Source organism: Microcoleus sp. S13_C5 (assembly GCF_036700845.1).
Classification (GTDB): domain Bacteria; phylum Cyanobacteriota; class Cyanobacteriia; order Cyanobacteriales; family Microcoleaceae; genus Microcoleus.
Genome location: NZ_JAUBPR010000068.1, coordinates 12,724 through 35,588, shown reverse-complemented (window position 1 = coordinate 35,588; position 22,865 = coordinate 12,724). Strand labels below are relative to the sequence as shown.

Annotated in this window: 24 protein-coding genes and 2 pseudogenes; 16 read left to right on the top strand and 10 right to left on the bottom strand. The window is 45.1% G+C overall.

The features are described 5' to 3' along the window. Positions 1–227: 227 nt before the first annotated feature. Genes QUA04_RS18120 through QUA04_RS18110 form a run of 3 tightly spaced genes read right to left on the bottom strand, consistent with a single transcriptional unit; the run spans position 228 to position 955 of the window. Entirely contained in the window at positions 228–452 is a 225-nt protein-coding gene (locus QUA04_RS18120) for a helix-turn-helix transcriptional regulator (RefSeq protein ID WP_333036912.1), read from the bottom strand. A 29-nt stretch (positions 453–481) separates the two neighbouring features. Beyond that, complete coding sequence (locus tag QUA04_RS18115) at positions 482–619, bottom strand: hypothetical protein (RefSeq protein WP_333258870.1); 138 nt, start codon at positions 617–619, stop codon at positions 482–484. Positions 620–643: 24 nt separating this feature from the next. Then, a complete protein-coding gene (locus tag QUA04_RS18110; RefSeq protein ID WP_333258868.1) occupies positions 644–955 on the bottom strand; it encodes a hypothetical protein in 312 nt (103 codons plus the stop codon). 649 nt (positions 956–1,604) lie between these two features. Here QUA04_RS18110 and QUA04_RS18105 point away from each other — a divergent pair. Then, a complete protein-coding gene (locus tag QUA04_RS18105) occupies positions 1,605–2,288 on the top strand; it encodes a hypothetical protein (protein WP_333258866.1) in 684 nt (227 codons plus the stop codon). Positions 2,289–2,407: 119 nt separating this feature from the next. On the opposite strand, the gene QUA04_RS18100 is transcribed toward QUA04_RS18105, so the two are convergent. After that, on the bottom strand, positions 2,408–3,892 hold the full coding sequence (locus tag QUA04_RS18100) for a NarK family nitrate/nitrite MFS transporter (protein ID WP_333258864.1): 1,485 nt from the start codon (positions 3,890–3,892) through the stop codon (positions 2,408–2,410). 300 nt (positions 3,893–4,192) lie between these two features. Between QUA04_RS18100 and QUA04_RS18095 the strand changes: the two genes are divergently transcribed. Beyond that, positions 4,193–4,627, top strand: a complete 435-nt coding sequence (locus QUA04_RS18095) for a hypothetical protein (RefSeq protein ID WP_333258862.1) — start codon at positions 4,193–4,195, stop codon at positions 4,625–4,627. Positions 4,628–4,801: 174 nt separating this feature from the next. On the opposite strand, the gene recA is transcribed toward QUA04_RS18095, so the two are convergent. Beyond that, entirely contained in the window at positions 4,802–5,944 is a 1,143-nt protein-coding gene (gene recA / locus QUA04_RS18090; RefSeq protein WP_333258860.1) for a recombinase RecA, read from the bottom strand. Between the two features lie 313 nt (positions 5,945–6,257). Here recA and QUA04_RS18085 point away from each other — a divergent pair, with 313 nt between their 5' ends. Further along, entirely contained in the window at positions 6,258–7,874 is a 1,617-nt protein-coding gene (locus QUA04_RS18085) for a glycosyltransferase family 39 protein (RefSeq protein ID WP_333258858.1), read from the top strand. A gap of 364 nt (positions 7,875–8,238) precedes the next feature. After that, entirely contained in the window at positions 8,239–9,774 is a 1,536-nt protein-coding gene (locus QUA04_RS18080; protein WP_333258856.1) for a peptide ligase PGM1-related protein, read from the top strand. A 172-nt stretch (positions 9,775–9,946) separates the two neighbouring features. Here QUA04_RS18080 and lepB read toward each other — a convergent pair whose 3' ends face one another. After that, a complete protein-coding gene (gene lepB / locus QUA04_RS18075; RefSeq protein WP_333258854.1) occupies positions 9,947–10,555 on the bottom strand; it encodes a signal peptidase I in 609 nt (202 codons plus the stop codon). Positions 10,556–10,644: 89 nt separating this feature from the next. On the opposite strand from lepB, the gene QUA04_RS18070 reads away from it, so the two are divergent. The 3 genes and pseudogenes from QUA04_RS18070 (at position 10,645) to QUA04_RS18060 (ending at position 12,699) form a co-directional block, all read left to right on the top strand. Beyond that, positions 10,645–11,967 (top strand): dihydroorotase, encoded by a 1,323-nt coding sequence (locus tag QUA04_RS18070; RefSeq protein WP_333258852.1) that lies wholly within the window; start codon positions 10,645–10,647, stop codon positions 11,965–11,967. A 60-nt stretch (positions 11,968–12,027) separates the two neighbouring features. After that, the gene (locus tag QUA04_RS18065) at positions 12,028–12,354 is read left to right on the top strand and encodes a DUF433 domain-containing protein (RefSeq protein WP_333258850.1); all 327 of its coding nucleotides are present in this window, start codon (positions 12,028–12,030) and stop codon (positions 12,352–12,354) included. A gap of 3 nt (positions 12,355–12,357) precedes the next feature. Continuing rightward, positions 12,358–12,699: pseudogene (locus tag QUA04_RS18060) on the top strand (DUF5615 family PIN-like protein). Between the two features lie 16 nt (positions 12,700–12,715). Here QUA04_RS18060 and tsaE read toward each other — a convergent pair. Both tsaE and QUA04_RS18050 read right to left on the bottom strand, forming a co-directional pair. Further along, positions 12,716–13,165 carry a tRNA (adenosine(37)-N6)-threonylcarbamoyltransferase complex ATPase subunit type 1 TsaE gene (tsaE, locus tag QUA04_RS18055; RefSeq protein WP_333258847.1) on the bottom strand — a complete coding sequence of 150 codons (450 nt, stop codon included), beginning with the start codon at positions 13,163–13,165 and terminating at the stop codon, positions 12,716–12,718. Between the two features lie 120 nt (positions 13,166–13,285). After that, a complete protein-coding gene (locus QUA04_RS18050) occupies positions 13,286–14,686 on the bottom strand; it encodes a gluconeogenesis factor YvcK family protein (protein ID WP_333258846.1) in 1,401 nt (466 codons plus the stop codon). Positions 14,687–14,850: 164 nt separating this feature from the next. Here QUA04_RS18050 and QUA04_RS18045 point away from each other — a divergent pair, with 164 nt between their 5' ends. The 8 genes and pseudogenes from QUA04_RS18045 to QUA04_RS18010 all read left to right on the top strand — a co-directional run bounded on the left by QUA04_RS18045 (position 14,851) and on the right by QUA04_RS18010 (position 21,351). Then, the gene (locus tag QUA04_RS18045) at positions 14,851–15,633 is read left to right on the top strand and encodes an ATP-binding cassette domain-containing protein (protein WP_333258844.1); all 783 of its coding nucleotides are present in this window, start codon (positions 14,851–14,853) and stop codon (positions 15,631–15,633) included. Between the two features lie 62 nt (positions 15,634–15,695). Then, a pseudogene (locus QUA04_RS18040) lies at positions 15,696–16,066 on the top strand (four helix bundle protein). A 76-nt stretch (positions 16,067–16,142) separates the two neighbouring features. Next, entirely contained in the window at positions 16,143–17,621 is a 1,479-nt protein-coding gene (locus tag QUA04_RS18035; RefSeq protein ID WP_333258842.1) for an MlaD family protein, read from the top strand. A gap of 193 nt (positions 17,622–17,814) precedes the next feature. Continuing rightward, positions 17,815–18,570, top strand: a complete 756-nt coding sequence (locus QUA04_RS18030) for a Uma2 family endonuclease (RefSeq protein WP_333258840.1) — start codon at positions 17,815–17,817, stop codon at positions 18,568–18,570. 93 nt (positions 18,571–18,663) lie between these two features. Further along, complete coding sequence (locus tag QUA04_RS18025) at positions 18,664–19,242, top strand: Uma2 family endonuclease (protein ID WP_333258837.1); 579 nt, start codon at positions 18,664–18,666, stop codon at positions 19,240–19,242. 47 nt (positions 19,243–19,289) lie between these two features. Continuing rightward, entirely contained in the window at positions 19,290–19,916 is a 627-nt protein-coding gene (locus QUA04_RS18020; RefSeq protein ID WP_333258835.1) for a Uma2 family endonuclease, read from the top strand. A gap of 14 nt (positions 19,917–19,930) precedes the next feature. After that, entirely contained in the window at positions 19,931–20,518 is a 588-nt protein-coding gene (locus QUA04_RS18015; RefSeq protein ID WP_333258833.1) for a Uma2 family endonuclease, read from the top strand. Positions 20,519–20,661: 143 nt separating this feature from the next. Then, a complete protein-coding gene (locus QUA04_RS18010; protein ID WP_333258831.1) occupies positions 20,662–21,351 on the top strand; it encodes a Uma2 family endonuclease in 690 nt (229 codons plus the stop codon). Positions 21,352–21,490: 139 nt separating this feature from the next. Here the strand turns inward: QUA04_RS18010 and QUA04_RS18005 are convergent, their stop codons facing one another. Then, the gene (locus QUA04_RS18005) at positions 21,491–21,925 is read right to left on the bottom strand and encodes a hypothetical protein (protein ID WP_333258829.1); all 435 of its coding nucleotides are present in this window, start codon (positions 21,923–21,925) and stop codon (positions 21,491–21,493) included. Then, positions 21,918–22,145, bottom strand: a complete 228-nt coding sequence (locus QUA04_RS18000) for a hypothetical protein (protein WP_333258827.1) — start codon at positions 22,143–22,145, stop codon at positions 21,918–21,920. Before QUA04_RS18000 ends, QUA04_RS18005 begins: the two co-directional genes overlap by 8 nt. A 294-nt stretch (positions 22,146–22,439) precedes the next feature. Between QUA04_RS18000 and QUA04_RS17995 the strand changes: the two genes are divergently transcribed. Continuing rightward, positions 22,440–22,832 (top strand): tetratricopeptide repeat protein, encoded by a 393-nt coding sequence (locus QUA04_RS17995; protein WP_333258825.1) that lies wholly within the window; start codon positions 22,440–22,442, stop codon positions 22,830–22,832. Positions 22,833–22,865: the final 33 nt, after the last annotated feature.

Genomic DNA, 22,865 nt, shown 5'->3' with positions numbered 1-22,865 from the left:
TCAACGGAAAAACTTTGGGGTTCCCACTTTTCACAACTGATAAAAAAATTCCACCCACATCTGCGGAATGTGGGATAGAAGGTTTTAAACATTGCAAATAAAAACCCGGTTTTACAGCTAAACCGGGTTTTCATCTGTCTAGGGATAGGTTTTTTTTAGGGTGCGTCGTGCCTAGAGTTTCTGGATGACCAGAGAATTCAAGCTAGCTGACGCACCCTACTTATTGATCAGTCCCAGAGCAAATTTTCTTGGATCAGCAGTGCAATCATTGCAGTTCTGGAACAAACACCGAGTTTGATAAAAATCCGCCTCACGTAAGTAGCAACCGTCCAGTGACTGATATTTAAATTTTTGGCAATACATTTGTTTGGCAGGCCTTGCGCTACTAATTGCGCGATCGCTCTTTCCCGTGGGCTCAGGCTAATTTCCGGTTTGTAACTTTTGCTTTGCATACTTTTGCAATGAGGTAACGAGTTAAAATCTAATCAATTAAGGCTAGAATTCCGAGTTTTTCTCGAACTTCAGATAAAGGAGTTTCCGAATCAGATGCAACGTCCCAATTAATTAGCCGAGTGGCTAATTTTCCGTGTTTTAAGCCTTTGATAATTTGTCCGATCACGCATTTGCTGCTGATCAGTCCAACTCACACTAAAATCGCACAAGAAGGACGAAATACTTGAACGCGAGTAAACGCTTGAAGTATAAATTCATCTTCTGTTGAAGCTGAAAGACCAGTCAGAACGTCCCAAACGTCGTGGTTTCGCTGAATCCAGTCTCCCGATGCGATCGGCTCAAAGCCTTGTTCGTCTAGAAATCGCGCCACTTCGCACCCTAATGTTCCTGCTGGCAGTTGGCGCCATTTTTCCAAGTCTATTTCAAAATGTCGATCGCTCTCAATTTGAGGATTAATTGTTTGAGCCATCTTTAATATAACTTCTAATTGACCGTCAGCCATGATTGATTCTCCCTTCAACAATGATTTAAGTTTCGGGCAAATTAATTGGTGTTTGTCAAGTTCATTTTTGCGCTGAATCAAGACGACTTTTTTTTACCTACTCAGCTTAGAAACCGTACTTTCTGTCACAGCAATTGGGTTTCAGGAGCTTTTACATTTCTTTACACACAGTCTCAGAGGTGAAATCTGCCAGTTGCCAAAATCTGGCTAGTGTTACTTGCGGCAACTTGACCCACCCGGAAGTAGCCGTAAAATCCACAGTATCTAGCGTTGATTGGAACTCCCTTACTTACGTATATAAATTTATTCTGCTGCTAATTATTGGAACTTGCAATGAGTCAGAAGTGGAAGCTCGCAGGAATGGTGATGCAGGTGCATACAAGTGAAGAGAGTTGAAGCGAGCTGAAGCAAGGTGAAGTTATACAGAGTTGATTTTTCGGAATTACGCAGTAGTGCCAATCCCCTGTGGTTGCCGAATCTGTAGTGGCAATCATGGGGGATTGCCCGTATGTCGTTAGAATGTCGCTCAAATGAGTGACACTCATTTGAGCGACTGGCTAAGTATTTTCAGCAACAGCTATAAATAAAGTAGAGATTCATACAAGGTGTTGCTGTGAAAAAACTTGACATTTGGTTATCCACAGGAGTTGTGTCATTAATTTGGTGCGCGGCTGCTAGCGCTACGACTTATGTTAATCCTAACGGTAAAACTACTTTAAATCTGTCAGAAAAAGGGAACAATCCCAGCGGTTTTTACTTGACCAAAGTAGGCAATCGGGAATTTTTGGGCAATATTCAAATTACCCGTTCCGAAGGAGCAGCAGGCTCTTACTATTACAATGGGACTTTCAAAGACAGTGCGACCGGCCCTGGCAGAAAAATTGTTTGTTCTGGAGATATTGCCATTGTCAGGCGTCAAGTTGGCAGGAGCAGCCAATTGGGAGCCGAAGTTACTTGGAAGGTGAAAGCAGGAGAAAATTGTCCTTCTATGGGCCAGACATTTAAAGTAAATTTAGTCGAAGCTTTACCGCGTCCTAATGCAAGTGGCGACTATACTTCTAGCAATGCTAATACTTGGTCGAGTCAAACAAATGGTTTTGTAACTTGGCCTGCTTGGCGAGTCACCTCGCGAGATGGACAACTCAACTGCCGCAAGACTGCAAACGGAGCAATTCAACAAGTTTACCGCGCGGATAGAGATACAGTTGCTGCTGAACTCAGGGGAGCAAATGCTATTACGATGGCGAACGGTCAACCCTGGTTGCTGACAAGACAAGGTTGTTATGTGCGCGCTAATTCTCAATACATAGAGCCAGTTTCTTTGCCACAGTAAGTGACAAAAGTGATAAATAAACTGGTGCTCATCTCAAAGCCCGACTTCTTAAATAAAGAAGTCGGGCGGCGGGGTGTTCTCTTGTTTTAAGTTGTTGTAATTAAAACTTGATTTGCGATTTAGTGGCCCAGCAGCATAGCTTCTTCTGCCAAATCTTGGCTTTCAATAACCTTCGGTTCCTTCAGGATAAAAACACAAAGGAAGCAGACAACTACAGCAGCAGTTCCGAGTACCTCAAAGAAGCTGCGGTTGCCTCCAACTGTTTGGGGAAGAAAGCTATAAAGGGTGGCGTAAATTACAGAGCCGACACTGCCGTAAGCACCGATATTGCCGGCAATTTGACCAGTTACTTCTCGTTTAATTAAAGAGGCGATGCCAAAAGTTGCGCCTGCTGCGGCGAAGACAAAGAAGGCACATAACATGGTCAGGATAATCACAATTGCTAAATGCCAGTTTGCCGTAATTTGGCTCATAATTAAATACCCCAATCCCACTCCGCCGGTCATCACTGTCAGCGTCCACTTGCGGCTGCCGATTTTGTCAGAAATTAAGCCTCCGGCTGGACGGCTGACCAAGTTCATCAGGGGATAGGTAGCAGCTATCGGCCCGGCGATCGCATGATTTATATTGAAGGTGTGTTCAAAAAATTCCGGTAACATGGAAACCACAGCGAGCTCTGAACCAAAGCTGACTGCATAAGCTAGTTCTAATACGAATACTTGACTGATGTGATAGCGTTCTTGAGGTGGGTAATGTTTTTGACCGGTGACAACTTCTCGGTTAACTTGCCAGGCTTTGTAAGCCTGAATTAAATACAGTGCTGTCAAACTAATCCAAATAGCGTACATCACATTTGCAGTCAGAAAATTGGCTTTCTGCAACCGCCACACAATCAAAGCTAAGGCACCAAATAGAGGAATATTGGTGATCGACAGTGCCCAAAAGCTTTTGGCGCTGGTGACTTCCATTGCGCCGTTGCGGGCCGGGCGTTGATAAACTTTGCCGGGAGGAGTGTCTTGAACGTTGCAGTAAAAAATGACTCCGAAAACTGCTGCGGCAATCCCAGTAAGGGCGATCGCCAGCCGCCAATTTGTGTGTCCGACTGAGAGAAAAGCTGTTCCTGCCGCGATCGCTGGTAACACTGCTTCTGCGGCAAAAGAGCCAAAGTTGCCCCAGCCTCCATAGATACCTTGAGCGAAGCCGATATCTTTTGGGGGAAACCATTCGGCAACTAAGCGAATGCCAACCACGAATCCAGCGCCGACAATTCCCATTGCCAAACGGCTCAAAACCAACTGATTAAAGTTTTGGGCAAAGGCGAATGCCAGAGTCGGAAATGCTGCATACACCAGGAGTGAAGAGAAGGTGATGCGAGGTCCGAAGCGATCGAGCAACATCCCGATAATAATACGTGCAGGAATTGCGAAAGCTAGGTTGCACAGACTGATGATTCTGGCTTGCCCAACTGTCAGTCCCAAATCGTGCTGCACCGTTGTGCTGAAGGGTGCGTAGTTGAACCAAACTACGAAAGTTAAGAAAAAAGCAAACCAACTCAGGTTCAGAATCCGAAAAGGTCCTCTGAACGATAAAAGCCCTTGAAGCATATATAACTTGTCCTCATAAATAATACAGATTATTAATTTCGAGTTGACTTTCTAACTGTTTGGGGTAACGGTTTATTTACGATCGTGCTTTTATGTTGCGTTCCCATTCAAGTGGATGTCCAGAGGAAAAATTGTATACAAAGTTACTGTTTGTACTCAAAACCCCTATTGGGGCATGGAATTAATGCAGATATTGCATTTAAACCTAATTTTAGTAATAAATACTTATTGCATTAAAATAAAAAAAACAGTATATTTGAATACAGAAATTAAATTTATTTTAATTACAGGTAAGTAAAAATGCTTGTACGCTTAACCGAAAAAGAAACTCAGCCAGGCGATCGCCACTCAACCAGTGCCATGAACAACGGATTAGTTAAATCAAGACTTTTTAGTTTCCTGACAGTATGTGTAGCACTGGCTGGATGCTTGGGAACTGCTTCTGGGGCGATCGCCCAGGAAGCTCAACCGCAAGTAAAAGCACAGGCGATCGAGCAATCCAATCAGCAGCCAGTCAACAGCACGACAAGTCAACCTACTGCTGCGCCTCAAGTCGATGCAGCAGCCCAAGAAGAAATTGCTCAGATGTTGCTGGGATTTATCTATTTTGTGTTGCCAGTGGGTGTGGGCTTAACTATTTTTCTGCACGACAAATATGCTCAGAAGCGCTCTGCTACTCTCAACCAGCAGATAGAAGTTTTAGAGATTTCCTTCCACCAAACTCCTCAACATTAAACAACCTGGTGAAATACTCTTATTTTAGAACCCCGACTTCATCGAAGAAGTGGGGGTTCTTTGTATTCTCTCAAATGCTTTACCCCTACATCTTAAAAAAACAGAATAAACAGAGCCCCGACTTCTTTAAAAAGTCGGAGCTCTAACAGCTATCGGATTTATTGACTAAAAGATTTAGATTTCTTCCAAATCCTCTACATTGTCTACATCATCTACATCATCTACATCATCTACATCATCTACATCATCTACATCATCTACCTCAACAGGAGCGACAGAATTAGCAGAAACCACAGCACCAGTCTCAAGTTTCTTTTTAACTAGCTCCTCAATTTCATTTTTGAAATCGATGTTTTTCTCCATGTGCTGGATCACTTTGTCTCGTCCTTGAGCTATGTTCTCTCCGTTGTAGCTATACCAAGAACCTTTTTTCAGAATTACTCCCATTTCGTCGGCCAAGTCAGTCAGACAGCCTAAAGTAGAAATGCCTTTGCCAAATACAATATCAAATTCGGCAATACGGAAAGGCGGAGCAACTTTATTTTTAGCAACTTTAACTTTCGTGCGGTTGCCGTATTCTTCTGTACCTTTTTTCAAGCTTTGAATGCGGCGAATGTCAAGCCGCACGCTGGCGTAGAATTTGAGTGCGTTACCGCCGGTTGTGGTTTCGGGGTTGCCGTAAGTTACGCCGATTTTCTGCCGCAATTGGTTGAGGAAAATGACGGTACAACCAGATTTGCCGATATTACCGGTGATTTTCCGCAAAGCTTGGCTCATCAAGCGCGCTTGCAAACCCATGTGGGAGTCGCCCATGTCGCCTTCGATTTCGGCGCGGGGGACGAGGGCGGCTACGGAGTCAATTACTACGATATCGACGGCGACGGAACGCACGAGTTGATCGACAATTTCGAGGGCCATTTCGCCGGTATCCGGCTGGGAAACTAAGAGATTTTCAATATCCACGCCTAAAGCTGAGGCGTAGGTGGGATCGAGGGCGTGTTCGGCATCCACGAAGGCTGCGATACCGCCGGATTTTTGGACTTCGGCGATCGCGTGGAGAGCTAGAGTGGTTTTACCGGAACTTTCCGGGCCGTAAATTTCAATGACTCGGCCTTTTGGCAAACCGCCGCCCAAAGCAATGTCCAGTGTCAGGGCTCCGGTGGGAATGGTTTCTACCCTCATGCGAGTGGAGTCTCCCAATCGGACGATCGCCCCTTTGCCAAAGCTGCGCTCGATTTGGGAGAGTACGGAAGTTAGAGCTTTTTGCTTTTCTGAGTTTTCAGTGGAAGTTTTTATAGACGTATCTCTTTTTGCCATTTGCGGTACGCGGGTAGACCCCTTGCGGAGCTTGTTGATTAACTGTACAACACGTATGTTAGCAGTTATTTTTTGGCTCTGGAGGTTCTGCGGGGATTTGGTTTAAGATTCTTGATTTTGGGGGTGGTTCAGCCTGAGCCAGCTTTCACAACGCACTGATGTAGAGCTATTCGGCATCCGGCAGAGGGTAGAATGATCGTCTGTTGGGGGATGTAGTTGGTATCGATCGCTCTGGGAGTGAGGTTATGGTCTACAGTTCCAAATTCCGTGAAGCGTAGCTATCCCGGAGGAAATCGCCACAATTAGGACAAGCATGGGATCTACAACACATCAAGACACATCTGTTAATACCCAAAATTCCCGCTGGCTGATGAACTTATTGGCGATCGGCATTTTACTTGGTATCGGATTTCGGTTTTTTGAGATCGATCGCAAACTGTACTGGCACGACGAAGCTTACACATCAATCCGCGCCGCTGGTTTCACACGCCAAGAAATCGACGACGAACTATTCCAAAACCGGATTGTTCCCGCACCAGAATTGCAAAAATATCAGCGGATTAAACCGGGAAGTACAGAAGCAGACACAATTCGTTCTTTAGCACTAGAAGACCCGCAGCATCCGCCTTTATACTTTCTCATGGCTCGTTGGTGGATGCAGCAATTTGGCAGTTCTCTAACAGCATCTCGCAGTCTGCCAGCAATATTGAGTTTGCTGTCGCTGCCTTTGATGTACGCTTTAGCTCAGGAACTTTTCGCCTCGAATTTGGCTGCGTTATTAGCAACAGCACTTTTGACTTTATCTCCCTTTGACATATTGTTTGCTCAGACAGCAAGGCAGTACAGTTTGCTGACAGCCACAGTTATTGGCAGCAGTTGGCTGCTGCTGAGAGCAGTGCGGTTGCGGGATTGGCAAAATTGGGTATTTTACTCGCTGGCGATCGCCCTTGGTTTATACACTCACCCGTTCTTCAGTTTAACACTCATTGGACACGGAGTTTTTATAATTGCTTACTGGTTGTTCGTCAAAAAAAGAGAATTAGAAGGTCACGTCACTAATTCCCAATTTTTTTTAGCAGTAACAGCAGCTTTAATATTGTATATCCCCTGGATTTACGTGCTGGCGACAAACCTGGAACGTGCCTCCTCTACGACAGATTGGACGCGAGTATCTCCGGGTTGCCTGTATCTTGTCAAATTGTGGGTACTCAGCTTTACAGCCTTATTTTTTGACTTCGACTTCGGGTTTGATAATATTTGGACTTATCTGCTGAGATTGCCATTTTTGCTGTTAATTGCGGCAGCCATTTACCAAATCTGCCGCCGGACTAGCAGTTCAACTTGGCTGTTTATTTTAACATCAATTTTTGTACCTTTTTTGATACTGGCATTACCGGATCTAATCCTAGGTGGCAAACGTTCCGCCGTCAGCCGTTATCTAATTTCCTGCTTTCCGGGAGTGCAGCTAGCAGTTGCTTACTTGCTCGCAAGTAACTTGAAAACTCAGCAGCGGTTTTGGCAAGTCATTTTAGCCTTGGTATTTACAGCAAGTGTAGCATCCTGTACTGTCAGCGCTTTTTCTGATACTTGGTGGAGCAAAGACTTGAGCTATTTTAATGCTGAAGTTGCGAAAATTATTAACAAACAGGCGATAGCTAACAGGTCGATTAAAGATACAATTGTAATTAGCGATCGTGGCAACGATTTTACGAACATGGGAGATTTGCTGTCTCTGAGTTATTTGCTCGACAAAGACGTGCGGCTGATGCTGCTGAGCCAGTCCCCAGAAATCGAGATGCTCAACAAATATTCGGCTCCTTTGGTGTTCCGCCCTTCGGAAAAATTGCGATCGGCATTCAAGCAAAATCAACGCCGCTTAGAGCCAATTTTGCCGTATGCCAGACTTTTTCGAGCGCGGCGAGCTTCTTAGAGCAGATTGACAGAAATGGACGATCGTCCCCGGTAGGGTGCGTCAGTCGATTTTAGATTTTAGATTTTAGATTTTAGATGTATTCCACAGATGAATCTAGGAGATTAAACTTTGGTCTAAAATTTTGGGAGCTTCACGACAGGAGTACGTGGCACGGTATCGGTTTTTGGGCGGGTCAGAAAAAACTGTTTGAGTTGCCTCAAATATTTCGACTGACGCACCTTAAATCACTATTTGGGTATTTTTGTCAAGATTCCCGGTAAAGTGCGTCAGACAAAAAAACTGTGTGAGTTGTCTCAAGTATTGGGGCTGACACACCCGACATCATCAGCAATAATTATTTGAATACTTAGGATAAAAAGCCATGCAAGAGTTAAATAGTTCATCTTCCGAATCCGCGCAGAAGTTTCGCAATCTTCAGACAGAATTACGCGAACGTTGGCGAGCGGTAGAAGAATTTGACAGCGGAGATTGTGACATTATTATCATTCCTTCTGTCAGCTTAGATCAGCAAGAAATGCGGAAAATTGAGGGTGCTTACCACTACGAAGAGCGACATTTATTTTCATTAATTCGCCTGCGAAATCCCCGCACGCGCTTAATTTACATTACCTCGGAGCCCTTGCACCCGATGATTGTGGATTATTACCTGCAATTGCTGCCGGGAATTCCATTTTCTCACGCGCGCGACCGGCTTGTGCTATTCAGTGCTTACGATGCTTCTGCCAAATCCCTCACCCAGAAAATTTTAGATCGTCCCCGCTTGATGGAGCGCATTCGTCAAGCAGTGCGGCCGACAAAATCTTATATGGTTTGTTATAACTCGACGCCCTTAGAACGGGAGTTATCTGTTAAATTGGGGATTCCTTTGTGGGCCAGCGATCCCGATCTGTTATACTGGGGAACCAAAAGTGGCAGCAGGCAAATTTTCCAAGAATGTGGCGTGCCTTATCCTGACGGTTCCGAGTTGGTTTGGAATGCGGAAGATTTAGCAGAAGCTGCCGCTCAATTGTGGGAACGGCAGCCGGATTTGCAGCGGATGGTAATTAAGTTAAATGAAGGTTTTTCGGGGGAAGGAAATGCACTTCTAGATCTGCGTTCCCTGGCAAGTAAAGCGCCTCAAGAAAGAGCGAAGGCAATTGGGGATTGCTTCCATAATTTGCGCTTTCAATCCACAGGCGAAACCTGGGAAAATTTTAGCAGCCGCATTCCCGAATTAGGGGCAATTGCCGAAGCATTTATCGAAGGACAAGAAAAGTTCTCGCCCAGTGTTCAAGGCAGAATTATTCCCAGCGGCGAAGTAGAAATCCTCTCCACTCACGACCAGATTTTAGGAGGCCCAGACGGCCAAATTTTCTTGGGTTGCCGATTTCCGGCGGACGAATCTTACCGGCTGGCGTTGCAAGAATTGGGATGGAAAGTCGGGCAAAACTTAGCTAAAAAAGGGGCTTTAGAGAGATTTGGAGTAGATTTTCTCGCTGTAAAGCAATCCGATGGGAAATGGGATATCCAAGCAATAGAAATTAACTTACGTAAAGGAGGCACAACTCATCCGTTTATGGCTTTGAAGCTGTTAACAAACGGTCGGTACGATCGTACTACCGGATTATTTTACAGCCAGCAGGGCCGTCCGAAATATTATGTCGCTTCGGACAATTTGAAAAAAGAGCGCTATCGGGGATTATTACCGAACGATTTGATGGATATTATTGCTGACAATCAACTGCACTTTGACAGCGGTACAGAGACGGGCAGTGTGTTTCATTTAATGGGTTGTTTGTCGGAGTTTGGCAAATTGGGATTGACGAGTATCGGCAATTCGCAGCAAGAAGCTGAGGAGATGTATAACAAAGTTGTGAAAGTGCTCGATCGCGAAACGTCAGGCGATTTTAGATTTTAGATTTTAGATTTGATCCAGTCAGTCAGCTTAGATCCCCGGCTTCTTGAAGAAGTCGGGGATCTAATATCCCTCGCGTTTTGTATAGCAAGCGGCAAGACGATTAGGATGTTCTTAATCACCGAAACCCTTGCTCTTATTGAATTTGCCTTCTTCCTTCTTCCTTCCGTTAGAGCTAATTTTTAGCGGGATAAAGGGGCGTGGGGTCGATCGAACCTGTGCGGTTGAGTGGCCAAAAACGCACAATTGCCCTACCGATGATATTTTGCCTCGGTACAAAGCCCCAATAATGGCTGTCACAGCTTGCGTTGCGGTTGTCGCCGAGCACCAAGTAAGAATTTGGAGCTACAACTACAGGCCCGTAGGGATACTGCGGAATTTCTTCAATATATTTTTCCTGTAGTGGCTGCTTGTTAATAAAAACTTTTCCGTCTTTGACTTCCACAGTGTCCCCTGGAAGTCCGATCACTCGCTTGATATAGGCATCTTTGATCGGTGGCGGCTGTCCCGTGCACAAACTAGCCGGATCGGGAGGCATAAATACGATAATATCTCCTCGGTGGGGGTCTTGGAATCGATAGCTCACCTTATCTATAATTAATCGATCGTTAATTTGTAAGGTTGGGAGCATCGAGCCGGTGGGAATGTAGCGTGCTTCGGCAACCAGGGTGCGGATACCAAAGGCCAAAAATGCTGCTAAGCCGATCGTCTTAATTCCTTCGATCCAAGGATTTTCGGTGTCTTGCGGAGGTTTTTCGTCGGCTGACTTGTCTAGACGAGTCATAGGGTATTGTAGTGACTGAGCTGGATACGAATTATAAACTTAATAATGCTTCCATGCTAGCACGCTGTTTACTCAATTAATGATATCTTATGACTCCCAAATCAAGTTTGTTAATCCGTCGCGCTCGCATTCTTTTGCCCAATGGTGAGTTTTTGGTAGGAGATGTACAAGTCTGCGATCGCCAAATTGTCAAAGTTGCTGCGGAAATTGTCGAATCTGGCGATCGAGAAATAGATGCGAAAGGCTTAACTCTGTTACCCGGAGTAATTGATCCCCAGGTACACTTCCGGGAACCGGGTTTAGAACACAAGGAAGACTTATTTACCGCTAGCTGTGCTTGCGCTAAAGGCGGCGTGACCTCGTTTCTGGAAATGCCGAATACGCGACCTCTGACCACAACCCAAGCTGCCTTAGATGATAAACTAAGTCGCGCTGCCGAGAAGTGTTTGGTGAATTACGGCTTTTTTATTGGTGCAACGCCCGAGAATTTGCCGGATTTGTTGAATGCGAATCCGACTCCGGGAATTAAGGTGTTTATGGGTTCGATGCACGGGCAGTTGTTGGTGGATGGAGAAGCAACTTTAGAGCAGATTTTTGCCAAGGGCGATCGACTGATTGCCGTGCACGCGGAAGACCAAGCTAGAATCAATCAGAGGCGTCAGGAATTTGCCGGGATTTCCGATGTGGCTGTTCACTCGCAAATTCAAGACAATCAAGCAGCTTTATTAGCAACTCAGCTAGCATTAAAACTTTCTAATAAATATCAGCGGCGTCTGCACATTCTGCACCTTTCAACAGGGGACGAAGCTGAGTTGTTGCGCCAGGAAAAACCGAGTTGGGTGACAGCAGAAGTTACGCCGCAGCATTTGTTGTTAAATACCAGCGCCTATCAAAAAATTGGCAGTTTAGCTCAGATGAATCCGCCTTTGCGCGAACCCCGCGATAACGAAATACTTTGGCAAGCTTTACTCGACGGCGTAATTGATTTTATCGCCACCGACCATGCGCCGCATACATTAGCAGAAAAAGCTCAAGATTATCCGAACACGCCGTCTGGAATGCCGGGAGTCGAAACTTCTTTGCCTTTGATGCTGACGCAAGCAGTAGAGGGCAGATGTACCGTTGCTCAAGTTGCTAATTGGATGTCGGCGGCAGTTGCTAAGGCTTATAAGATTCCCAATAAAGGGGCCATTTCTCCGGGTTTTGATGCCGATTTGGTATTAGTAGATTTGGATAATTATCGACCTGTGGTGCGAGAAGAAATGGTGACTAAGTGTGGCTGGAGTCCCTTTGAAGGTTGGAGTTTGACTGGGTGGCCAGTTGTGACTGTTGTTGGAGGAAAAGTTGTTTTTGAGAATGGTAAATTGGATACAAATGTGAGGGGAGAAACCTTGACATTTGACGCTGAGTAAGCATGAATTTAACTCAAGGGTTATAATTGGGTATTCCCGATCGCAAAGGCGATATTATCCATGCTTCTCCAAGAACTAGAAACACAACTCCTGGCCTTAACTCCGACTGAAAAAGCTGAAGCCATCCGGCTTTTAACCCGAAGTTTAAACAATAGCTGGCCAGGAATTACCAAAACTCCCGACGTGTGTGGCGGCGATGCTTGCATTGCCAAAACTCGCATCCCAGTTTGGCTGCTTGAAAGTTTTCGCCGTGAAGGTTCAAGCGATGCTGAACTTCTACAATTTTATCCCCATCTCAGCGCGGCAGATCTAGTCAATGTTTGGACTTATGCTGATGCACATCTGGAGGAAATCGAAGAAGCAATCTGCAAGAATGATGAAGCCTGAGTCATGCTGAATTTGTATGCAGACGAACAATTTCCTTTGCCCGTTGTGCAATTGCTGCGCGCTTTGGGTCACAATATCCTGACTGTTCAGGAAGCAGGATAAGCAGGACTTGGGATTCCCGATCCAGAGGTGCTAGCATTTGCTATAAGCAAAGATAGAGCTGTTTTGACATTAAATCGGTTTGATTTTATCGGACTGCACAACCAACAGCCAGACTACTCTGGTATTATTGTTTGTACCAAAAATCGGAATGTAGAAATGTTGGCAATACGCATCAATGATGCTATTGCTGGTGAAGAAAGTTTGAGAGACCAATTAATTCGAGTCAACCGCCCGCCGCAGTAAGTTCGATCGCCCTTTCTCACTTTTCCCATGGCCAATCCAATAACTCGCCATCACCAATTACTTCAACTTGCCGCCCGTTATCTAGATAACTTAAAGAAGTTTGCAAATAATTTTCTGGTTTGTACAGCAATCTTTCCGCCCATTCGATCGCCACAATTCCCAAATCCCTTTCTAGTCCGTCCCAATAACTTTCCAAGTGCAAAGCCTCCGCTTCTTCGGGTTCCAGTCGATACAAATCTAGATGATACAGCGGAACTCGCCCTGTAAAATACTCGTTAATCAGCGTGAAAGTAGGACTTTCGATCGAGTCGGAGATTCCTAAACCTTCAGCAATGCCTTGAACCAAGGTAGTCTTGCCCGCACCTAAATCTCCTTGTAATAAGATTACAGTGCCAGCAGGGAGCGATCGACCTAACGCAACACCAAACTTGCGCGTAGCCTCAGAATCGGGAAGCAAAGTTTTCATTTCAATAATTAGTCATGAGTCGTTAGTCATTTGTTATTTATTACTCGCTTGCGACTGCTAATAACCAATAACCAATAACATTAGTCAACAGTCAACAGTCAACAGTTAACAGTCACCAGCTTAAATGTTCTGGGCGCGGCCGTACCAACGCAGCAACATTCCCGCCAATCTTTGTGAATTGTGGCGAATTAAACCCGTATTTTCATCTTCATCCATAACATTGGCGATGACAACTCGCCGCCCCAATTGCGTTACGGCTTCTCGATCGAGTACAACCGGATAAGAATCCTCCTGAGAATAGCGGATCAAAGCCTTTGCAGAAGGGACTTTTCCTTGAACGACTACAGCATCGAACAGCGGCCTGCCGCAAGCGCGGTCGATCGCCCGAATGTGGTCTGCAACACTGTATCCGTCTGTTTCCCCCGGCTGAGTCATAATATTGCACACATAAATGCGCGGAACTTCGCTGTTGGCGATCGCATCAGCAATTTCGGGCACCAACAAATTCGGAATAACACTCGTAAAAAGACTCCCCGGCCCAATAATGATAAAATCCGCTTCCCGAAGTGCTTGGGCCACCTTGGGCAACGCCGGAGGATTAGCAGGAGTGCAGCCAATTTTGATGATTTTTCCGTTAGCTTTTGTAATGCTGGACTCCCCCTCAATCCTCCGGCCGTCAGCCAGTTCTGCCCACAAAGAAACGTCGCTCAGGGTAGCCGGCAGCACCTCTCCTCTTACTGCTAAAACTTTAGAACTCGCGGCGATCGCCTGTTCCAAATCTCCAGCAATGTCGCTCATCGCCGTCAAAAACAAATTCCCAAAACTGTGACCCACCAAACCATCACCAGCCTGAAAGCGATATTGAAATAACTCAGTCAATAACTTTTCCTCATCTGCCAAAGCCGCCAAACAATTGCGAATGTCTCCGGGCGGCAATACCCCAATTTCCCGCCGCAGCCGCCCGGAAGACCCCCCATCATCGGCCACCGTGACAATAGCAGTGATTTTGGCACTGTAATCCTTCAATCCCCTGAGCAAATTAGAAAGACCTGTACCGCCCCCAATTGCCACAATTTTCGGGCCGCGGTGCAAGCGGCGGTGGTTGAGGAGTCGATCGACCAGTTCCTCATTGCCTTCCGGCATCAGCACTTGAGTAATAGAGTTCAAACTGCGAGTTTGCCCCCACAGAATTAACAAAATCCCGCCAGCAATGATGATCGGGCCCGACACGTAATTAGGAATAACTTCCGCAATCCACGCCAAAAAATTTCTCAACAATTGCAATAAGAAGAAAATGGGAGTCATCCCAGTCCAAATCGCTAAACCCAAAGTGGCAAGTACCACGCCGCTGGCACTGATCAGCAGCCACCGTTTCACTAACAGTCCGGGGGCTAACCACTTAAACCACTGGTGAACTCGCCCGTTCCGCAAAGAGGGGGGGTAAGGATTTCTGGATTGGGCAAAAACCTGCTTGGCTTTAGCCAAGACGCGAAGGGCTTTAGGAAGTGAACTAATTGACATGGTTAATTAGTCTTAAGGGTATTGGAACAGCTCGATCTGACAAATTTACAATACAAGAGAGTTTTGATTCTGGCAGTCAATTTAAGTAATTAGTGATTAGCCATGAGTCATGAGTCATTAGGTAGACTGAGGACTGAGGACTGACAACTTATTGATAACATTTTATGGCTGAGCCACTAATCGAACTCAAGGGGGTAAGTAAGTCCTTCGGCCAGAACCCGATCCTCGATCGAGTCGATCTGAGGATTTATCGGGGAGAAGCCCTGGCAATTATTGGTCCTTCCGGGACGGGGAAGTCTACTATTTTGCGGATAATTGCCGGTTTGTTGGCCCCGGATGCCGGTGAGGTTTTTGTTCAGGGACAGCGCAGGGTCGGATGGGTGGACGACGTGGCAGATCCGATCGGAATTGGGATGGTGTTTCAGCAAGCGGCTTTGTTTGATTCGCTGACGGTGGAGGAGAATGTCGGTTTTTTACTTTACCAGCATTCTAAGTTGCCGCGCCGCCGCATTCGGGAATTGGTGGAGGAAAAGTTGGAGATGGTGGGTTTACCGGGAATTAGCGAACGCTATCCGGCGCAGTTGTCTGGGGGAATGAGGAAGCGGGTAAGTTTTGCCCGCGCTATCATGGCGAATCCCGATAATGCCAGGGATAATCCAGAGGTTTTGCTGTACGACGAACCGACGGCGGGTTTAGATCCGATCGCTTCGACGGTAATTGAAGATTTAATCAGAGACTTGCAGGCGGCCCAAGGTGTTTGCAGCACTTATGCGATCGTCACTCACCAAGACAGTACCATCCGCCGCACTGCCGATCGCATCGTGTTTCTCTATCAAGGCAAAGTGCAGTGGGAGGGAACTGTCAATGACATTGCATCGACAGATAATTTACTGATCAGACAATTTTTTAGTGGCAGTGTTACTGGGCCAATTCAAGCGCTTGGATAGTAATTAGTCATGAGTCATGAGTCATTAGTCATGAGTCATTAGTCATTAAGGTCGAGGGTAATATGGCAACAAAAAGTTTTCAGGAATTGCGAGTTTATAAATTATCAGAACGACTAGCCGATGAAATTTGGCAAACTGTTAAGACTTGGGAGCCATTTGCCAAAGATACGATCGGCAAACAAATTGTCCGTTCAGCCGATAGCGTCGGTGCTAACATAGCAGAAGGAGTGCGACGAGGCAGTTATGACGCTTTGTCAAGATAGCTAGAGGTTCTTTATATGAAACTCAACACTGGTTGAGACGAGCTTACACTCGAAAACTTTTAACCGTTCAACAAGTAAATACATTCACAGCAATCATTAATGACTTAGCCCCTCAATTAAACTCATACCTACAATCTATCGGATCATCCCCTAAAAATGACCACCACTGACTAATAACTAATGACTAATGACTCATGACTAATGACTAATGACTAATGACTAATGACCAATGACTAAGGAGGTAATATGCGATCGCGAACTGTAAGAGAAGGTTCTGTCGGGTTCTTAATTTTAGTAGGAATCGGTTTATTTGGCGGCTTAGTGCTCTGGCTGCGGGGCGTGCAGCTAGGGAACCGCAGCTACAAATTCGCCGTAGAATTTGGCAGCGCCCAAGGAATGCAAATAGGCACGCCCATCAGGTATCGTGGGGTTGCAGTCGGTAAAATTACCGCCCTCAAACCGGGTTCCAACGGCGTAGACGTGACGCTGGAGATTGCCCCCGGTACTTTAGTGATTCCCCGGGATGTTACGATCGAAGCGAATAAATCCGGTTTAATTGGCGAATCGTCGATCGACATTACCCCCAACTCGATTTTGCCAGAATCATTACTTACCGCCAATCCCGTTAGTGCCGACTGTCCCCCAGAGATTATCTGCAAAAATTCGCGCTTAAAAGGTCAAGCTGGAGTCACTATCGACGAACTCATCAAATCCACAGTCCGCCTAGCTAATGTCTACACTGACCCCGCGCTGTTTAACAATATTAAATCTCTTACCGAGAATACAGCCAACACAGCTAAAGGTGCAGCTAAACTCACTCAAGATTTATCCAAATTAACTCAAACTGCCCAATCTGAAATAAAAAATTTGAATCAATCTGTAAGGGGAGACCTTGGCAGCTTAAATCAATCATTAAAAACTGAAATAGCAAGTTTAAATCAATCATTAAAGGGGGAAGCCATCAGTTTAAATCAATCATTAAAGGGAGAAGCAAGCACCTTAAATCAATCGCTCAAGACGGAAATCTCAGGAGTTGCCGCTGATGTTTCTAAAGTAGCAGCTACGGCGGACACTTCCACAAAAGCCGTATCTGCCGCTGCGATCAATTCTGCTAATTCAGTAACTCAAGCAGCCAATCAAGTTACATTAACAGCCAACCAACTCAATTCTTTAGTAACAACCAACCGCGCCAGTTTAGTCTCAACTCTGAATAACATCAATCAAAGCAGTCAGGAACTGCGGGTAGCTGTCAGCAGTTTGAGTCCGACAATTAATCGAATCAACCAAGGACAATTGCTGAACAATTTAGAAGTTTTATCAGCGAATGCTGCCCAAGCTTCTAGTAATTTGCGAGATTTATCCAGCCAGGTAAACAATCCCGCAACTTTGCTATTATTGCAGCAAACTCTAGATTCTGCACGAGCTACATTTCAGAACGTGCAGAAAATTACTTCCGACGTGGATGATTTGACGGGAGATCCGGCTTTCCGCAACAATATTCGCAGGTTGTTCAACGGATTGGGAGGCTTGTTGGGTTCGACAGAACAACTGCGACAGCAAGTTAAAGTGACTCAAACATTAGCTCCCCTTTCTGAGAAAGTAAATGCGAGTACACCTGCCCGAAATCAATCAGTAAAGCCGGGATTTCCCAGCTTGCATAAACAGCAAAAATTGCCTGTTATACCTTCTCAAACTGCCAGGTCAGCAGAACCAGTAGAGCCCTAAAATACCCCTTAAAACATGGTATGATTGAATAACCGCAATTGCACAATATTCGCGAGCTACTCTAGTTAGTAACCAGCGCAATACGCACCCAGATTACAGCTAGTTAATAAGGTGCGCCTTTCGCACCAGGCATTAAAGTTATTGTCCAAATCCTATTAACAAAAAACTCTTTCTATCGAAACAAGCAAAACCAATGACGCAAACATTATCGAAACCGGACGCAACCAAAAGCCAGTATACTATAACTTGGGAAAAATTGCCAGATGACTTTAAATTACCAGACGATCCAGTGGAAAACATCGACCAACCACTTTTAGCCGCCGCCCTGCGAGAAGCCTTCGATCTGGCAGGATTTATCCTAGCTTCAATGCTAATAGCTTCCAATTTTGGACTCTGTGCCAAAGTTAACGACAAAACAGTAGTAAAAGCACTGGATTGGGTGTACGTTCCCTCGGTATTGCCAGCAGAACCAGGAGAGGTTCGCCGCAGTTATACGCCCAATGCTGAGGGAGAAGTACCCGCAGTAGTGATGGAATTTTTCTCGGATACTGACGGTAGTGAATATTCAAATAAACCGACATATCCTTACGGGAAATGGCGGTTTTATGAGCGAATTTTGCAAGTACCGATTTATGTAATTTTTGAACCCAAATCGGGAGTATTGGAAGTGTACAGACTCTCTGCGTCGGGAGAATATGAATTGCAAGAACCGGATGCTAATCAGCGATTCTGGATAGAATCAATGGGTTTATTTCTGGGGGTTTGGGAAGGTGAAAAATCTCAGAGAACGGGTTATTGGTTGCGCTGGTGGGATGAGAATGGCAATTTGCTGCTGTGGGGTGCGGAACGGGTGGAACAGGAACGCCAGCGCGCCGAAGAGGAACGCCAGAGGGCCGATCGACTAATGGCATACTTGAGAAGTCAGGGTATCGATCCTGATGGCATTTGAAGGTGTGGGAGGTCGATCGAACAAAAGTTAATAAAATTGAGAAAACAGTGGCGCTCTCAAAAGCTTAATCTAAAAAAAGGATAAGGAGAAAATATGACACAAACAGCAGTCAAAAACTCTGTCACCGAGAGTTGCCTGACTCTAAGAGGAGTGAGTTGGTCGCAATTTGAATCGCTAGAAGTCGCTTTTGAGTCTGTCGGCGGTATCAAATTTGCTTACTTAGATGGAATTTTAGAAATTATGACAGTTAGCCCCGAACATGAAGAGACAAAGGGTACTATCAGGGCTTTATTAGAAGCATACCTGAGAGAGAAGGGCATCCGATTTTATATCAAGGGCGGGCCGACTTTGGGTAGTAAAGAATTAGGGGCGAGAAAAGAGCCTGATGAGTCTTATAATTTGCAGACTAAAAAGGCAATTCCAGATTTGGCGATCGAAGTTGTATTCACCAGCGGTGGCATCGATAAACTTCAACTATACAAGCGGTTGGGCATACCTGAAGTTTGGTTTTGGGAAGATGGAGTGCTGAGTATCTATTATTTGAGGGAGGAGTACGAAAAAGTCCCTCGCAGCGAGTTGTTACCGGAGTTAGACATTGCTTTGTTAGTGAGATATGTAACTTACTTCGATCAATATGATGCTGTTACTGAATTCATTAAGGCTTTGCGGTAATAGTTCAAATCAACTTTAAATATAACTAGAATCAAGGAGCGATAGACATGGTTCAAGTCTTAACAAAATCAGTAACATTTGACGAATTTATTGCATGGTATCCTGAAAATTCCGAATACCGCTACGAACTGCACAATGGAGTAATTGTTGAAATGCCCAAAGGAACTGGCCAACATTCAGAAATCTCTGGCTTTCTCAATATAGAAGTTGGCGTTGTATGTCGCAATGCCCGATTGCCCTATTTCCTTCCCAAAGAATGTGTCCTTAAACCCGATCGCGACGAATCAGGATATGAGCCAGATGTCATCGTTCTCGATCGACAGCAAGTGATAAATGAACCGCGTTGGGCAGCAGAATCAATTATCACAATGGGTTCGTCGGTGCGTTTAGCAGTAGAAGTTGTCAGCACTAACTGGCAGACTGACTATCTTACTAAACTACGCGATTATGAAGAAATGGGCATTCTTGAATACTGGATTGTGGATTATTTGGGATTGGGCGGGAGACGCTACATCGGCAATCCCAAACAACCTACGCTTTCGCTTTATCAATTGGTTGATGGGGAGTACGAGTTGACGCAGTTCCGGGGAGAGGAGAGAATTGAATCGGCTGCTTTTCCAGATTTGAACTTGACTGCTCAACAGGTGTTTAACGCAGGAATTGTTAATGAATAAGGAGCGAGTTTGCTATGACTACAACAATATTAAAAGAAAAATTAGAGCGGCCATTGCTATTTCCCGGATTAACCTGGCAACAATTCAAAATCTTAGAACCGATTTTGGATATTCTAGGTGTTAAATTGTCGTTTTTAGCGGGAGTGCTGGAGATAGAGAAAATGCCTGGAAGAAAACACGAAACAGCTAAGGAGAGAATTGGTGATCTTCGGCAAATCTATTTGATGAAAGCAGATAGAGCTTACACTCCAACAGGTTCGATGACATTGGAAAGCGAAGAAGGTTTAGTCAGAAGGGAAGCAGATAAATCATACGAATTGGGTGCTAATAGGGAACGTCCAGATTTGGCGATCGAAGTAGTCGTCACTAGCGGCGGAATTGATAAGCTAGAGGCTTACAAACGGCTGCAAATCCCTGAAGTCTGGTTTTGGGAAAACAGCCGAATGTCTCTGTATGCTCTCACACAGCAAGGATACGAAGAGATTGCAAGTTCCCAATTGCTCCCAGAACTCGATATGGGTTTACTCGTCAGGTGTGTTAATATGCCGAGTCATGTTGAAGCAATTAAGGAATTCAAAAGGGCGATCGATGGGGATTTGTAGTCAAAAATAGATAAGGCCAGAACCTAATTTTTGAATAAGTCGGGACTCTAAAGCACGAGATCGTTTTACGTTTAATTAAATTAACCTACTTAGTTGCATCAAAAAAGTTTATAATAGATATACAACTCACAGGAAGCACGACCATGACAGCAGTCGTTCCCACCCTCAAAACTTCTGAAATCGTATACCCTAGCGCTGATGGAGAACCAGTGGCAGAAACTTACGACCATCTTTACGCAATTTTAACTACTTTAGAAGTCTTAAAACAATACCTCGCAGACCGTCGAGCTACTGTTTTAGCAAACCAATTTTTATACTACGCTCAAGGTTTCCCAAAAGTCCGTGTAGCACCAGACGTGATGGTAATTTTTGATGTAGAACCTGGTGGCAGAGATAATTACAAAATCTGGGAAGAAGGGCAAGTGCCGAAAGTGATTTTTGAAATTACATCACCAGGTACAAAGTCGGAAGATCAAAATAATAAAAAAGATTTGTACGAGGGGATAGAAGTTCAGGAATATTGGTTGTTTGACCCAAGAGGTGAATGGATTGCCGAACAATTGCGGGGGTACCGACTGGGAGTAGAGGGGTATCAATTAATTAGAGATAATCGTAGCGAAGTATTGCAACTGCGGTTAGAAATAGAGGGAAAAATTCTTGGGTTTTATCGGGAAGATAATGGAGAGAAATTATTGATTCCCGATGAATTGGCTTCAGCTTTAAAAGCAGAACGGCAACGTGCTGAAGCGGAAAGTCAACGGGCTGCTGAACTCGAATCTTTGCTGGCGCGTTATCGAGAACAATTTGGAGAATTGCCACAAGATAATGGCTAAAGAAATAAAAGTGCGATCGCGCTTCACCGAGGCGAGCGCACTTTTATTTCTCAAGTAAATTGTTAGTTGAATGACGATCCGTCAGAGCCCGAAAAGATTAGAGGAGCAAGGATTAGGGGATGCGTAAGTCCTGTATTATTTACACTTCAGTGTATTCTTTGCCTTTTTGAGACTCTAACCAACGTTGATAAGCTTCCTTATCACCTCTAAAGGAATCGACAGAAACTTGACGTTCTGGCATGGGTTTGAGGGGAGCGTCAATAGGGGAATATTGGCAATAGCAGATTACTACCATATCAAATTCACCGATCGGAATATCGGGAGTATAAGTCTCAACCCGCGCAACTTCCCAATCACCTGTGCGATAATGAGTGTTGTAACCGTGCCTATCTGGATCGTGTTCTGTTTCCACACGAACAAACTCTGGGGGACGATAGCCAACTTCAGGAATTGGCCCGTCAGAAGAGTCAAAGTGTTCGGTTAAAATGCGAGTTAATGATTGAGTGTGCTGGAATTTTCTATCTTTCCACCCAGGAGTTCTCGGTTCGGCTCGGAAAATAATGTATTTATGCATCGTCGTCCTCTCTTTCTGTGTCGTAGAATGATTTGGGAAATTCTGTTTGGCCTCGAAAAACACAATCAACTTCTAGACCGTTTGTATCAATTTCCTCTATGTCAAGTAGTTTCCAACCATATTTTCTTTGCATCTCATAGCAACAAGCTTCGTCGGCTGCTGCGTGTCGAGATTGGTCTTCGTCTGGATCGTAACGCAACCAGTTTGGATTGTTTGGCATAATTGTATTGCTCCCTGTGTTGGGTTGACAACATTGGAGAAGTCGTCTGGACGAAGTATTTCCGGTACTGCGTCCGGGCGCGTCTTTGGAAAATTATAGGATAATTGTTACAAGCTCGGCCCGCTTCTGAACCAGACAATTGGTTGAATTTGCTTGACAAATATCGGTTGATATGTATAGAGTTTTAGCGAAAATTTTAAATTGGGAGGGGCGATCGTTTTGCGATCGAACTTGGGCAATCTAGATATAGGCGCTTCTGGAGTGCCTGGAAAACAGCGAGGCTAAGAGTTAGCAATGGAAAGCACACAGAAAAAATCTAGCCCTCGTCCATTTAATAAGGGCGATCGAATTAAGCAGATTTTTGCGTTAGTATCAATGGTTTCGTTTGGTGGTTCTGCGATTTTTGGTATTGTGAGTCTGTACAGCAGCGGTTTGAGCAGCCAGCACCAGCAAAAATCTGCTCCGGTAGAAGTTTCTCAGGAATCTTTGCTGGCGGCGCAGGAACGGGGATATGAGACGGTTTTGCAGCGAGAACCTCAAAATCAGACGGCTCTGGAGGGATTGGCAAAGGTGCGGCTGCAGATGAATAATCAGGTAGGGGCGATCGAGCCTTTGGAGAAATTGGTGAAGCTAAATCCTGACAGAGCTGATTATAAGGCGCTGTTGAGGCAGGCGAAGGGGAAGTAGTAGCCGAAAGGAGGGAGTTCAGAGGTATCTTCT

What these genes read in the sequence shown, in the direction of transcription:
- QUA04_RS18100 (WP_333258864.1), bottom strand. Translation starts at nt 3,892, where the DNA reads ATGCTTCAAGGGCTTTTATCGTTCAGAGGACCTTTTCGGATTCTGAAC.
- QUA04_RS18005 (WP_333258829.1), bottom strand. Translation starts at nt 21,925, where the DNA reads ATGCATAAATACATTATTTTCCGAGCCGAACCGAGAACTCCTGGGTGG.
- QUA04_RS18010 (WP_333258831.1), top strand. Translation starts at nt 20,662, where the DNA reads ATGACAGCAGTCGTTCCCACCCTCAAAACTTCTGAAATCGTATACCCT.
- QUA04_RS17995 (WP_333258825.1), top strand. Translation starts at nt 22,440, where the DNA reads ATGGAAAGCACACAGAAAAAATCTAGCCCTCGTCCATTTAATAAGGGC.
- QUA04_RS18035 (WP_333258842.1), top strand. Translation starts at nt 16,143, where the DNA reads ATGCGATCGCGAACTGTAAGAGAAGGTTCTGTCGGGTTCTTAATTTTA.
- QUA04_RS18015 (WP_333258833.1), top strand. Translation starts at nt 19,931, where the DNA reads ATGACTACAACAATATTAAAAGAAAAATTAGAGCGGCCATTGCTATTT.
- QUA04_RS18000 (WP_333258827.1), bottom strand. Translation starts at nt 22,145, where the DNA reads ATGCCAAACAATCCAAACTGGTTGCGTTACGATCCAGACGAAGACCAA.
- QUA04_RS18065 (WP_333258850.1), top strand. Translation starts at nt 12,028, where the DNA reads ATGCTTCTCCAAGAACTAGAAACACAACTCCTGGCCTTAACTCCGACT.
- lepB (WP_333258854.1), bottom strand. Translation starts at nt 10,555, where the DNA reads ATGACTCGTCTAGACAAGTCAGCCGACGAAAAACCTCCGCAAGACACC.
- QUA04_RS18085 (WP_333258858.1), top strand. Translation starts at nt 6,258, where the DNA reads ATGGGATCTACAACACATCAAGACACATCTGTTAATACCCAAAATTCC.
- QUA04_RS18070 (WP_333258852.1), top strand. Translation starts at nt 10,645, where the DNA reads ATGACTCCCAAATCAAGTTTGTTAATCCGTCGCGCTCGCATTCTTTTG.
- recA (WP_333258860.1), bottom strand. Translation starts at nt 5,944, where the DNA reads ATGGCAAAAAGAGATACGTCTATAAAAACTTCCACTGAAAACTCAGAA.
- QUA04_RS18025 (WP_333258837.1), top strand. Translation starts at nt 18,664, where the DNA reads ATGACACAAACAGCAGTCAAAAACTCTGTCACCGAGAGTTGCCTGACT.
- QUA04_RS18120 (WP_333036912.1), bottom strand. Translation starts at nt 452, where the DNA reads ATGCAAAGCAAAAGTTACAAACCGGAAATTAGCCTGAGCCCACGGGAA.
- QUA04_RS18050 (WP_333258846.1), bottom strand. Translation starts at nt 14,686, where the DNA reads ATGTCAATTAGTTCACTTCCTAAAGCCCTTCGCGTCTTGGCTAAAGCC.
- QUA04_RS18020 (WP_333258835.1), top strand. Translation starts at nt 19,290, where the DNA reads ATGGTTCAAGTCTTAACAAAATCAGTAACATTTGACGAATTTATTGCA.
- tsaE (WP_333258847.1), bottom strand. Translation starts at nt 13,165, where the DNA reads ATGAAAACTTTGCTTCCCGATTCTGAGGCTACGCGCAAGTTTGGTGTT.
- QUA04_RS18030 (WP_333258840.1), top strand. Translation starts at nt 17,815, where the DNA reads ATGACGCAAACATTATCGAAACCGGACGCAACCAAAAGCCAGTATACT.
- QUA04_RS18095 (WP_333258862.1), top strand. Translation starts at nt 4,193, where the DNA reads ATGCTTGTACGCTTAACCGAAAAAGAAACTCAGCCAGGCGATCGCCAC.
- QUA04_RS18045 (WP_333258844.1), top strand. Translation starts at nt 14,851, where the DNA reads ATGGCTGAGCCACTAATCGAACTCAAGGGGGTAAGTAAGTCCTTCGGC.
- QUA04_RS18080 (WP_333258856.1), top strand. Translation starts at nt 8,239, where the DNA reads ATGCAAGAGTTAAATAGTTCATCTTCCGAATCCGCGCAGAAGTTTCGC.
- QUA04_RS18110 (WP_333258868.1), bottom strand. Translation starts at nt 955, where the DNA reads ATGGCTGACGGTCAATTAGAAGTTATATTAAAGATGGCTCAAACAATT.